Annotated in this window: 10 protein-coding genes; 4 read left to right on the top strand and 6 right to left on the bottom strand. The window is 43.7% G+C overall.

The window, feature by feature from the left end:
• Window positions 1-188: 188 nt before the first annotated feature.
• Window positions 189-1184 (bottom strand): transporter, encoded by a 996-nt coding sequence (locus R7E78_RS01955; RefSeq protein ID WP_005380160.1) that lies wholly within the window; start codon window positions 1182-1184, stop codon window positions 189-191.
• 477 nt (window positions 1185-1661) lie between these two features.
• On the opposite strand from R7E78_RS01955, the gene R7E78_RS01960 reads away from it, so the two are divergent.
• Window positions 1662-3353: an AMP-binding protein gene (locus tag R7E78_RS01960; RefSeq protein WP_031779037.1), complete on the top strand. Its 1692-nt coding sequence runs from the start codon at window positions 1662-1664 to the stop codon at window positions 3351-3353.
• A gap of 68 nt (window positions 3354-3421) precedes the next feature.
• Here the strand turns inward: R7E78_RS01960 and R7E78_RS01965 are convergent, their stop codons facing one another.
• A complete protein-coding gene (locus R7E78_RS01965) occupies window positions 3422-3631 on the bottom strand; it encodes a DUF1127 domain-containing protein (RefSeq protein WP_005380156.1) in 210 nt (69 codons plus the stop codon).
• Window positions 3632-3728: 97 nt separating this feature from the next.
• Here R7E78_RS01965 and R7E78_RS01970 point away from each other — a divergent pair, with 97 nt between their 5' ends.
• Entirely contained in the window at window positions 3729-4676 is a 948-nt protein-coding gene (locus R7E78_RS01970; RefSeq protein WP_017820432.1) for a LysR substrate-binding domain-containing protein, read from the top strand.
• Between the two features lie 118 nt (window positions 4677-4794).
• On the opposite strand, the gene fusA is transcribed toward R7E78_RS01970, so the two are convergent.
• Window positions 4795-6885 (bottom strand): elongation factor G, encoded by a 2091-nt coding sequence (gene fusA, locus R7E78_RS01975; RefSeq protein ID WP_005386444.1) that lies wholly within the window; start codon window positions 6883-6885, stop codon window positions 4795-4797.
• A 215-nt stretch (window positions 6886-7100) separates the two neighbouring features.
• Entirely contained in the window at window positions 7101-8480 is a 1380-nt protein-coding gene (gene radA, locus R7E78_RS01980; protein ID WP_005386443.1) for a DNA repair protein RadA, read from the bottom strand.
• Window positions 8481-8616: 136 nt separating this feature from the next.
• Between radA and R7E78_RS01985 the strand changes: the two genes are divergently transcribed.
• Complete coding sequence (locus R7E78_RS01985; RefSeq protein ID WP_017635880.1) at window positions 8617-10965, top strand: PilZ domain-containing protein; 2349 nt, start codon at window positions 8617-8619, stop codon at window positions 10963-10965.
• 63 nt (window positions 10966-11028) lie between these two features.
• Here the strand turns inward: R7E78_RS01985 and serB are convergent, their stop codons facing one another.
• Entirely contained in the window at window positions 11029-12009 is a 981-nt protein-coding gene (gene serB / locus R7E78_RS01990; RefSeq protein ID WP_005386439.1) for a phosphoserine phosphatase, read from the bottom strand.
• Between the two features lie 91 nt (window positions 12010-12100).
• On the opposite strand from serB, the gene R7E78_RS01995 reads away from it, so the two are divergent.
• On the top strand, window positions 12101-12706 hold the full coding sequence (locus tag R7E78_RS01995) for a YtjB family periplasmic protein (protein ID WP_005391677.1): 606 nt from the start codon (window positions 12101-12103) through the stop codon (window positions 12704-12706).
• A gap of 95 nt (window positions 12707-12801) precedes the next feature.
• Here R7E78_RS01995 and deoD read toward each other — a convergent pair whose 3' ends face one another.
• Window positions 12802-13521, bottom strand: coding sequence for a purine-nucleoside phosphorylase (deoD, locus tag R7E78_RS02000; protein ID WP_005380140.1), 720 nt, complete (start codon window positions 13519-13521; stop codon window positions 12802-12804).
• Window positions 13522-13536: the final 15 nt, after the last annotated feature.

The following is a 13536-nucleotide window of genomic DNA, read 5'->3' on the forward strand; positions in this document are numbered from 1 at the left end:
GCTTCTTTGATATTAGAAACGACTGATATCTATGATTACATACCAAAAGAAAGTTCGATATATCAATCGGCCACCATCATTTTAAGAATATATACCTACTTTATCCAATATAATCCAATCAATTTATAATGCGAACACTAGGCGCTAACGATAAATTAGGCCCAAGACTCAAGGGCCTAATATCCATTTTACAAATTAAAAGGTACTCGTACTGTTAATTGAAAGTCGGGAGTATCTTCTGTAAGACCAGCTTGAGCACTAACATTGATAGATGAGCGTTCACTAAAGGCATAGTTTATACCAAAAGTTAATGCATCTAATTGAAGCAACTTAGCATCATCTGCCGATCTGCCATTTACTTTGCTTTTTAAAATAGTTTTATGGCTAAGTCCTAAAGAGAATGAAAGATCAGGATTCACCGCAAACCCCATTCCCCCTGAAAGAGAAATAGTGTCTCCAAGTTCAACATCAGCTTTTGTGTCGCCAACTGTAACAGTATCCTCTAAGTTATAAATATAACTTAGACTAGCGAACAAGACCGCAGGATCAACAGGGTGAATAAGAGATAAATTAGGCTCAAAACTCCAAAAACCCGAACCTGTAGGGACATCACTAAATGAGTTGCTTCCATCTTCAATAGAAACATCATAAGGCGATCGTCCTGTATCCGACTTTACTCTAAGGCCACCTACCCAGTATGGCGCAGACTCAAAGTTAAACTGGTGCCTCAATGCGAACTCTACATCACCAAGCCCTCCGCCATCCACCGTTGTGTTTACTACTTCACTGTTTGAACCATCTTGAATGGGGCGCGTAGAAACTTGGTCATTACGATACACATACGGCACTCTAACTTCTAACTCTGTGGCGTTTGTTAAACCGTACCGAGCAGTTAATCCAACGGTTACTGTAGTCCTATCCGAATCACTCACTTCAATTCGCCCAACAATCAGAGTTGGTAAGACTGTATACCCAACAACAGATACTTTGTTTGAAGAGTTTTGTGTATAGCTTAAAGACGAATCAAATGACCATTTACCTTTAGGTGTGAGAACGCCTGGGCGCTCAATAACATCACCAACCGTTTGGGCGCGCTGAGGAATATCATCTCCTTCAGCACCATATGCATTCCCCGCAATGAATAAACTACAAAGATAGGTACCCAGTAAAGTCTTCCGTAACATCACATCTTTCCTTTTGCTGATGATCGTACCCAAGTAATCTCAGGCAATAGCTTGAGGTGAAGCTCCTAACTTTCCAAAGTAAGATTAGTATAGCTACTTCAAAACCACGACATACCTTTAAGTTTGGCGCTTTGAAGAAATTAGGAGACATTTATATTTATCTTCAACACTAAGCCACTAGTTAATAAATAATTAGGATAGATTCTATGTTTTCGCAATATTATTAATAAAATAAATTGCTTACCTGTGCTCTTAGTATGAAGTCGATATGACATAACAGCTGAAAAGCCTGTTCTCTTTTGCGTAGCATCAATCACATTGCTTTTTTAGATCGAGTCGCTCCGACTTCAACCATAACTAACGCTATCTTCCCCACATATTTCATCAAAATGCATTCCCGTGTCGCGATTTAACATGCTAAAGTTAACAATGCGTTAACAATTATAAATACAATGAGAAGACATGGAGTCACTTAAAATGAATCAGCCGAATCTAAATAGCGCTGCTGGTTGCGCTCTCCCACCACCAAATGAAATGATCCTCAAATGGGCTCAAGAGCGTCCAAATGAGGTCTACCTAAAACAAATTATTAACCGACAATTTGTTGAGTACACATTCTCTGATGTTGCAGATCAAGCCTTAAAACTTGTCAGCGCACTACGCTCACTTGGTGTAAAGCCTGGCGACAAAGTCGCATTAGTATCTAAAAACTGTGCAGAATGGTTTATTTGCGATCTTGCTATGATGCTTGGTGACTATGTCAGTGTGCCAATCTTTCCTACCGCCGGTGCAGACACCATCGAATACTGTGTGACTCATAGTGAAAGTAAAGCGATCATTGGCGGAAAACTCGATGATCCCAAAGCAACTCAGCAAGTCATTGATGCTATGCCTGAACTCATTAGCATCGCTCTACCTTATGACACGGCACCTAAGTGTAAGCACGAATACCAAGCGCTCATTGCTGATGCAGTGCCAAGTGAAGAGCGTCCGCAGCATTACGATGACAAGCTAATGTCGTTGGTGTATACCTCAGGCACATCAGGGTTACCGAAAGGCGCGATGCTAACTTACGGCGCATTCAGTTGGTCTGTTCAGCAACTGATCAATCATATTGGTATCCAAGAAAACGACCGATTGTTCTCTTATTTACCGCTCGCTCATATTACAGAGCGTGTTTATATCTTCGGTTCATCGATTATGGGTGGCGTGCCAACAGCATTTCCAGAGTCACTGGACACTTTTATCGAAGATGTGAAGATGCACCGACCAACTCTGTTTATCTCCGTCCCACGATTATGGACGCTATTCCAGCAACGTATTCAAGACAAACTTCCACAAAAGAAGCTCAATATTCTGTTGAAAATCCCATTCGTCAATTCTTTGATCAAGAAAAAGCTAGCAGATGGTCTAGGTTTAGATCAGGCTCGAGTATTAGGCTGTGGCTCTGCACCTGTCTCGCCAGCGTTGTTGGAATGGTACCACTCAGTGGGCCTTGATATCACAGAGGCTTGGGGGATGACGGAATCATTTGCCTACAGCACGCTCAACTACCCATTTAGAGCTGACAAAATTGGTAGTGTCGGTAATGCAGGGCCAGGCATTGAGTTAAAAATCGCAGCCGATGATGAAATCATGGTGCGTGGCAAAGGGCTATTTTCTGGCTACTACAAAAATGATATTGCCACCCAAGAGTCTTTTGATTCAGAGGGCTGGCTACACACAGGCGATATCGGCGCTATCGACTCAGATGGTTATCTAACGATTCAAGGCCGTAAAAAAGATAACTTCAAAACCGCCAAAGGTAAATTTGTCTCTCCGGTTCCTATCGAGAAAAAGCTTTTCGAGTACAGTCGCGTAGAGATGATGTGTCTCATCGGTTTAGGGCTACCCGCTCCGATTCTTTTGGTTGTGCCACATGACTTCCCTAACTTTGATCGAGAGCGATACGCACGTACCACACGTAAAGTTATTGCCAGGATGAATCAAGAACTCGCCTCTCATGAGCAAATCAAAGGTGTGTTAATGATTAAAGAACCTTGGAGTATAGAAAATGGCGTACTGACGCCAACGCTTAAAATTAAACGTCATGTGCTCGAACAAAAGTATCATGAGATAGGCCACAATTGGCCAAAAGATGAATTGGTCGTGTGGGAAGAAGACTTGTAATTTTGCTTGCACTCCTCAACACCATTGGGGAGTGCAACTTAACTTTGAGCTTGAATCAAACTCATAGACTACTCTCTCCAGAATGGCTTACTCACTTCACAACTAATCTCCCTTTCACCTAATCCAATATCGTCCCAAAGGTGCTTTGGTAACTCTCTCAAGTGACGACGTGTCTTATAGTTCCTTCTCCAAGCCGCCAGTTTAGAATAAATTAACTGTAACCCGCTCTGATGGGCAGTAGGTATAGTACGCTCACAAGTGTGTGTCATGTTTTCCATTTCAAAGATTCCTATACAATGTTGACCACTTAATAATCAGCGACTACGCTGATATCCTCAAACGATAGAATCTGCCATAGAGTTAAGGAAAACTAATGTGAAAGATCGAATGCCTCCCTTACAGGGCTTGTATTACTTTTTCGTTGCAGCAAAGGAAGGAAGCTTTAAAACGGCAGCAAAAGAACTGTTTGTTACGCCAGCGGCCATTAGTCAGCAAATTCGTCATTTAGAAGAGTTCTTAGGCACGGACCTATTTGTTCGTCAGCACAGAAAAATCGTGCTCACACCAGAGGGAGAGCTACTGTTTAGTCAGGCAGAAAGAGGGTTTGCTCATTTGCAGCAAGGGGTTAGATTAGTCAATCAAGATCCAAACCCGAACCACCTTTCGATATCAACACTCCCCTCTTTCGCTCATCATTGGTTAGTCCCGAAAATTACGGCTTTTCGCCAGCGTCACCCTGATATCGCCTTGCTATTAGAACCAACCAATGATTTGGTGTCTTTTCAAGATAGTCAGATAGATTTATGTGTTCGTTACGGTTTAGGAAAATATCCCAATTTAGAATCACAATGGCTGATGGACGAAGCTTTTTATCCTGCTTGTCATCCGGTGTACCAGAAAGAGCACGGGATCTATAACATCGAGGATTTAAGCAAAGCTGAGCTGATTGAAGATGTTTGGCCTGATCTTGATTGGAATATGTGGTTAGCAACCTTGGGTCACTGCGCAGCAAAGCCTACCTTAAAATACAGTGGATCACATCTCGTGCTTGAGGCTGCACTATCACTTCAAGGCGTGGCATTAGTAAAACACAGTTTAGCCCATCAATATTTTCGTTCTGGCAAATTGGTCCGAATTGGAGATATCGCTATCAAGCCCAACTTTGCGTATTACTTGTGTGCGCCAAAAGGCTACTTAAAAAGACCTAAAGCTCAATTGTTTGCGCAATGGTTGAAGGAAGAAATAGAAATATTTGAAAAGTCAGTGGTACCAGACTTTAAGACCATTGACCTAAAAGGCAATAGTACTAGAACGGCATCATAACAATCGTCAAAACAAACGCTAAATAGGAATAAAACAAACACGCTCTGCTTATAAGACTGCTAAATACAAAAAGCCCCGCACTAAGCGGGGCTTTCAAGTTATAGAGTTAACTTAAGAATTACTTCTTAGCGTTACGCTCTTTAACGTCAGCAATTACTTGCTCTGCAACGTTTGTTGGACATGGTGCGTAGTGTGAGAACTCCATAGAGAACTGACCACGACCAGAAGTCATAGTACGTAGAGTACCGATGTAACCAAACATTTCTGATAGAGGTACATCACCCTTGATACGTACGCCAGTAGAAGCTGCTTGTTGGTCTTTGATCATACCACGACGACGGTTAAGGTCACCGATTACGTCACCAACGTGATCTTCTGGAGTGAACACGTCAACTTTCATGATTGGCTCAAGAAGTTGCGCGCCAGCTTTAGGCATAGACTGACGGAATGCACCTTTCGCTGCGATTTCGTAAGCGATAGCTGAAGAGTCAACTGCGTGGAAACCACCGTCGAATAGTTCAACTTCAACGTCTAGAGTAGGGAAGCCAGCTAGAACACCGTGCTCCATCATTGACGCAAAGCCTTTCTCAACTGCAGGCCAGAATTCTTTAGGTACGTTACCACCAACAACTGTTGATTTGAACGTGAAGCCAGAGTTTGGCTCACCTGGTTTGATACGGTAATCGATCTTACCGAACTGACCAGAACCACCAGACTGTTTCTTGTGCGTGTAGCTATCTTCGATTGCTTGAGTGATAGTTTCACGGTAAGCAACCTGTGGAGCACCAACTTCTAGCTCAACGCCGTAAGTACGCTTAAGGATATCTACCTTGATGTCTAGGTGAAGTTCACCCATACCTTTCAGGATAGTTTCGCCTGAATCTTCATCAGTCTCAACTTGGAATGATGGATCTTCTGCAACCATTTTACCGATCGCGATACCCATCTTCTCAGAACCGCCTTTATCTTTAGGCTTAACTGCGATAGAGATTACTGGATCTGGGAAGATCATTGGCTCAAGAGTACATTCGTGCTTAGGATCACATAGAGTGTGACCAGTTTGAACGTTCTTCATACCAACTACAGCGATGATGTCACCAGCTTGTGCTGAATCGATCTCGTTACGCTCGTCCGCGTGCATCTCAACCATACGGCCGATACGCTCTGTTTTACCAGTTGCAGAGTTAAGGATTGTGTCACCTTTCTTCATCTTACCAGAGTAGATGCGGATAAAGGTTAGAGCACCGAAGCGGTCATCCATGATCTTAAATGCAAGAGCACGTAGTGGCTCGTCTGCAGATACAGTCGCAACTTCACCAGTTGGCTCACCAGTCTCTGAATCAGTTAGAGGCTGTGGATCAACTTCTGTTGGAGATGGTAGGTAATCAATTACCGCGTCAAGAATAAGTTGGATACCTTTGTTCTTGTACGCTGAACCACAGTAAGTTGGGAAGAATGCTAGATCACGAGTACCTTTACGGATACAACGTTTGATGTCTTCTAGAGATGGCTCTTCGCCTTCTTCTAGGTAAGCCATCATTAGATCTTCGTCTTGCTCTAGAGCAGTTTCGATTAGCATTTCACGGTATTCAGCAGCTTTTTCTACCATGTCTGCTGGAATATCTTGAACTTCGTAGTTCTCTGGTTGGCCAGACTCATCCCATACGTAAGCTTGTTGGCTTAGTACGTCTACAACACCTACGAAATCTTCTTCGATACCGATAGGTAGAGTCATAACTAGAGGTGTAGCACCTAGTACGTTCTGTACTTGATCTACAACTTTGTAGAAATCTGCGCCCATACGGTCTAGTTTGTTAACGAAGATCAGACGTGATACGTGTGATTCGTCAGCGTAACGCCAGTTAGTTTCTGACTGAGGCTCAACACCACCAGAACCACAGAATACACCGATACCACCGTCAAGTACTTTTAGAGAACGGTAAACTTCGATAGTGAAGTCAACGTGTCCAGGAGTATCGATGATGTTTAGACGGTGATCGTTCCAGAAACAAGTTGTTGCTGCAGACTGGATTGTGATACCACGCTCAGCTTCCTGCTCCATGAAGTCAGTAGTAGTTGAACCGTCGTGAGTGTCACCGATCTTATGGATCTTACCAGTTAGCTTTAGGATACGCTCTGTAGAGGTAGTTTTACCCGCGTCTACGTGAGCAAAAATACCAATGTTTCTGTATTTTGATAAATCAGTCATTGTCTTACTCTGTTAATAAGGTATAAAGTGCGCGCAGAGTATATCACATTCTGTCAATACTGATACCCTTGCGTGCGGATGGAAGAAAAAAAATTTTAACGTGAAATTTCCGTCCCCAAAGCATAGTCAAACACAGCAATTTATGTACTTTATTCGCATTTTATTGAGGACGGATTGAACAGTTTGTGATTGCACAATTACCATTCTTATGAGCATTACAGCTCGTCAAAAGCCTCTATAGCTTCCGACAATTTCTTAACGCCGTGAATTTGCATGCCAGGAATGCCACCTTTCGGCATGTTGGCTGCTGGCACAATGGCTTTCTTGAAACCATGTTTGAACGCTTCATTCAAACGCTCTTGCCCACTTGGCACTGGACGGATTTCGCCCGCAAGCCCTACCTCACCAAAAATCACCACATCTTTAGGGAGTGGACGGTCACGAAAACTCGATAAAAGCGCCATAACTAAAGCAAGATCAGCGCTCGTCTCCGTCACCTTAACACCGCCAACCACATTAACAAAGACATCTTGGTCTGCCATTTGTAAGCCACCATGCTTATGCAACACAGCGAGCAAAAGTGATAGGCGGTTCTGCTCCAAGCCGACCGCAACACGACGAGGGTTGGCTAACTGCGAGTAATCCACCAGCGCTTGAATCTCTACTAGCAGAGGACGCGTACCTTCCCAAACCACCATGACGGAAGAGCCTGATGTTTCTTCTTCACCACGAGAAAGGAAGATCGCTGATGGGTTACTCACTTCTTTCAATCCTTGGCCTGTCATTGCAAAGACACCAAGCTCATTCACAGCGCCAAAACGGTTTTTATGACTACGCAAAGTGCGGAATCGGCTATCCGTTCCACCATCGAGTAGTACCGAACAGTCGATAATGTGTTCAAGAACTTTGGGGCCCGCAAGGGTACCATCTTTTGTTACGTGACCAACAATAAATACCGCAACATTATTCTGTTTTGCGTATCGTGTCAGAGCCGTCGCAGATTCACGTACCTGAGCAACACTGCCAGGCGACGATTGAACATCAGAAACGTGCATCACCTGAATCGAGTCTATTACCATTATACGAGGCTGCTCTTTTTCGGCGATTTGGCAAATTTTGTCGACGTTCGTTTCCGATAGCATTTTTAAATGATCTTTCGGCAAGCCCAATCGGGAAGCACGCATTGCCACCTGCTGTAATGACTCTTCACCGGTTACGTAAAGCGTTGGCATTTGCGCAGATAAACTACACATGGTTTGCAACAGAAGGGTTGATTTACCTGCACCAGGGTTACCACCAATCAAAATTGCGGCACCTGGCACAACACCACCACCCAACACGCGGTCAAGCTCTTTAAACCCACTGGTGAAGCGAGGTACTTCTTGCAGATCAATTTCGGATAGCGTTTGAACCGTAGCTTCTGTTGCGGAACCAGCGTAGCCGCTTAAGCGTTCATTGCGAGCAACGGTTGGCGATGCTGCGATACGTACTTCTGTTATCGTATTCCATGCACCACATGCGTTACACTGCCCCTGCCAACGGGGAAAGTCCGCGCCACAATCATTACAAACATACGCTCGTTTTGCTTTCGCCATGATGCCTCAATTTTTTCTACAAATGTGACTAAGCACAGCCAAGTCAGACCTGAACTGAAATGAACTATTGATATACTTAAGTATTACTTCGCTTAGCCGATACAATTTAAAGTAACTACATACTCTAACAGAAATAATGCAGCAATCTGAAATTCTCTCGCTCGCAGAACGACTCATTCCCGTTTACGGTACGAATGACTTTGACTTTGTCCTTGGCCAACTGACCGAGGAAGAGCCGCCTTCGGCCAAAATTTTGGTTAAAATGGAACTTAACCGCTTAATGGCTCCATGCAAAAAAAGCATTGATTTGCGAGGTCGCGTTCAAGGCGAATGTCGCGAGTATATTTTGGATGGTATTCCACATTGGTTGGATGATGTTGCTTTCAACGCTTACCATAAAAACATCAAAAAGTTTGGCTGCTACACGGAAGGAATGTGGGAAGCATTGGTCAACACGCGAAATAACTTTCGCGTAATGAGCAAGCGCCTTACTCAGCAAAAAACGCAATCGTTAACGGATCCTAAAAGCCCGTTCTTAGCAGAACCCGTTCACCTAGGCTACGATTTAAAGCGCCAAGAAAAACGCTTGAAAGTCCAATCTCAAGTTGAAATTTGCCGTTCTAAAGGACAGCTTCTTCATGGATTAAGCATTGATTTATCTAGCTCTGGCGCAAAGTTCAAAGTCCCGAGCGCATTTAAATATAACCTTGGGGAAATTATTCAGGTCACGTTTACTGAATTTGCCAGCAAATCTAACGTTGCAGGTATAGAGAAACCGCTTGCATACCGCATACTCGCGGTTGATGACTGTTACGAAAATGACTCAGTTCGATACCTCAGAACCATACGCTTAACTGACACCAATGTCGTCACCAGAGTGATAGATGAAGCGCTCAACAGTGCTGCTAAAAGGGCTCGTCACGACAATCAAGACAAGATTATTCGAGCTCGAACTCGCGGTTATGAGCACATCGCACTAAAGCACACCAGCAGCTTGCCTCTATTCTTTGATGGTAGTGACCTAAAATTAGCAATGTTAACGCCAAACAATCAAAAGCTTTGGCAATACTGGCACGATGAGAGAAACCAGCAAATGTTTGGTTCCTTATTCAACGAGCAACGCATCGCGTCACTCATTAAGCCTGGTGTTAAAGGAACAACCAATGTCCTTTATTCATTTACTCACGAGCACGAGAATCGAACCTATTTCTATTCGATGTTTCGTCCAGAAGCAACTCGCGAACAGCGCCAGCTATTTTGGCATTTAGGTGGCAAACGAGAGAGTTGGCGCGCCTTTAGAATTTCAATCTTTGAACTATCAGAGCAAGAACAGGAAGACCTAGCAGCATTCTCTCCAGAGTTGGCAGAAACGTCTCAATCACTGACTCATATTGGTATTTTGCAAGAAATTGCTGACGAAAAGTCAGGGCAGGATTACCTGCTAACTGAAAAGCCGCGCTTACCCGCTAATACATTAAACGCGTTTCGCCATCCGAGAAGAGTTATCGGCAATCCAAAGGGCATTTATTTTGATGCAAAGTCTCGTCGAAAAGAGCCTCGTTATCGTTTTAAAACACCTTTAGAGTTGTACTCAGGACAGACTAAAACAGGCGGCAGTACTGTTGACCTTTCCAAACGAGGACTCGGAATTAGGCTAAGTGAGCCCACGATGTTACGTTCTGGGCAAGAGGTAAGAATCAACTTTCGAGAATTACAACTCTACGATAAAAAATTGCCGTTAATGTCGGTGCCATACCGAGTAATTCGTGTAAGCCCAGACGGTTGTAGCGTGCAGCTAGTTATTGATGAAAGCAGCCAAACCATGAAGGTAATCGCTTTTTTCAACAGCATTATCGAGCACAATCAAGACAAGCTAATCCCGCAAAAAGAGACGCTACCAAGTAATGCTCTACTTGAAAGGCTACACTGCATGTTGCTCTCGCGTACGCTGAGCACGCCCATTTTTATCAGTAAGAGTACGTCATCTTCAATCAAAACCCCCGTTATCGGGGTGAACTTGCCGCTACCTAAACACATTGAGCTTTTTGCCCGTCTTGGGCATGACCAACTGTTGTCACTTGAACCTATCTTTAAAGGCCGGACAAGCACATTAATCGCAGAGCCAATAAAACGTGTAGAAGGTGCTCAAGCCAGACATCAGGATATCTACATAAGCGCCGCAAAAGTAGGCAATAAAATTACAGGCATTGAGTCAAAGCTTCATCAAGAGTTCAACAGCGTAAAAGAGCGGATTCAATTTATAAAGAAAGCGCGAATGATGGGTGACTTTTACGTGCTTCGCCTTTCTACTGCACCAATTTTCGATCCGATGACATCATTACTGCAACAAGATTTAAGTGACTTAACCCAATTTGGTGTACATCAAGCGAGCAAGTTAGAAAAAGAGTTGACGGCGCTCGTTGGTTACAGTGAATTTGAAGACATTACTGAAGAGGTTGTAATTAGATTGGAGTTAACCGAGTAAATTCAAAGTCATACCAAATTGAAAAAAAACACCGCCTTTCTGGCGGTGTTTTTGAATAGATGGTTAAGGTTTAGCTTTCCAGCTAACCTTTTGCTGCTTCACCAATGCGCCAGATAAAATACAGAGCACACCGCCCAACCCAGCAAAGCGAATCGCAGATTGCGCTTGAGCTTCCACTTTTGGTTTTGCGTGATACGCAATCCCTAATCCTGCCACCGACATCATCACAAGATCATTAGCGCCATCACCGACAGCAACCGTGTTGTGCTGCTCAATTTCATATTCATCCGCCAGTTCCACTAGAATGTCAGACTTCATCTGCGCCGTTACCACATCACCAAGTACGTTACCCGTGAGTTTGCCGTCAATAATTTCTAATTGATTGGAGCGAGCAAAATCTAAGTCGACTTTATCTTTGATGTAATCAGAGAAGTAAGTAAAACCACCGGAAGCAATCGCTGTTTTCCAGCCCAAGGCTTTCAACGTCGCAATTAGCGCTTCAAAGTCCGGCATGAATGGTAACTGGGAACGAACTTGTTCAAGAATTGATTCATCGGCACCTTTGAGCTTACCAACTCGCTGACGTAAACTTTGCTCAAAATCCAGCTCACCTTGCATGGCACGTTCAGTGACTTCAGCGACCTCATCCCCTACTCCTGCCAGTTTCGCGATTTCATCAATACACTCTATCTGGATCGCCGTTGAATCCATATCAAATACAATCAACCCTTGGGTTGATAGATCGGGCACTTCATTAAGCGAGGCGTAATCTAGGTTGAGACTTTGTAAGATCGTTTCATGTTGAGGAGTCAACTCTCCGGCCATCAGGGCTACTTCATATTGGCCAACTTTCCACGTTTCTAGTATCGGGTTGTAAAAGCCGGTGAAGAAATCAATGTCTTCGAAGTGACTTGGCGAAAGGTACTCAGCAAATACGATCCAGTTTGCTTTTGCTTTATCTAATTGGGAGGCAAATCGAGTCTCGGGTAATCGTTTTAAAAGTGTCGTATGTTTTCTGATAGGCAAGCTTTTTGACGCGTCCATGTATATAATCCCTTATGACTTTGCTAAAACGTTACCTCAACAAACTAAAAAGGCAAGTCTTTGTTTTATTTTAAATGGATGAGTAAAGAGCATGAGTGAATCTTTGTTCTCAGTAAGGAATGCCCTAAGAATTCTGGCACTAATCCTACTGTGTGTGATGTTGTTTATCACAATAAAAAACAGTGTTGTGATCAGTAAGGGTAATGAGAAAATTCAAGCACAACAGCTTGAAACACTCACCAAAGTTTTGATTTCACAGGCGTCTCTTTCTGCCAGTGAGATGATTTTAACTAAAGATCAAGAACGATTACTTCAGCTAACAAACCAGCTAGCACAAGACCGTTTAGTGTTTGATGCAACAATCTACGATGCACAGGGTGTACGTTTAGCGTCTAGTGAAGAGGCATTATCGGTACGCGAAGTTCTTGGCCTGGATACGCCTTTGGCAACAGCTTCCATTGGTCGCCAGCAGTTGGTTGAACCAGTTTTTGCAGATGGTGCGCTTATCGGTTTTGTTCGCGTGACCTTTGAGACGGGCCGGGTGACGGCTATTTCTGACCACCACTATCGCAAGAGCGATCGTTATATGTACATGATGGTCTTAATGAGCTTTGTCTGTGGTATGTTGTTCATCTTGATTTTACGTCGACAACCGATACGTCGTAAAAAAGCGCCAAACCTGCTGCTAACCAAGTAACTAGGTAGCGCTAACAACTCATATAAAAACAGCCCGTAATGTGCGGGCTGTTTTTTTAGCTCTTGAGAGCGAAAAATAGAATGACTCTTCGTCGCTTACTCTTCGTCACCAAGCAATACTGAATCTAGTGCGATTAGCATCATGTCGTTGAATGTCGTTTGACGCTCGTCAGATGTAGTCTGTTCGCCAGTCTTGATATGATCAGAAACCGTACAGATTGTCAGAGCTTTTGCACCGTATTCTGCCGCAACACCGTAAATACCAGCCGCTTCCATTTCAACACCAACAATGCCGTACTTGTCCATTACATCGAACATTTCTGGATCTGGCGTGTAGAAAAGCTCTGCTGAGAATAGGTTACCAACTTTAACGTCAATACCGCGAGCTTTTGCAGCGTCTTCTGCCGCACGAACCATGTTGTAGTCTGCGATTGCCGCGAAGTCATGACCTTTAAAGCGGATACGGTTCACTTTAGAGTCAGTACATGCACCCATGCCGATCACAACATCACGCACTTTGATGTCTTCATTCACTGCGCCACAGCTGCCAACACGGATGATTTTCTTCACGCCGAAGTCTTTGATTAGTTCAGTCGCGTAAATCGAGCATGATGGGATACCCATACCGTGGCCCATTACCGAGATCTTACGGCCTTTGTATGTACCTGTGTAACCAAACATATTACGAACGTCACACACTTGAACGACATCTTCAAGGAAAGTCTCTGCGATGTATTTTGCACGTAGTGGATCACCAGGCATCAGTACGACGTCTGCAAATGCACCCATTTCAGCATTGATATGTGGAGTTGCCATTTTCTTTTCCTTAAC

The sequence above is a fragment of the Vibrio sp. YT-19(2023) genome, from assembly GCF_033337395.1.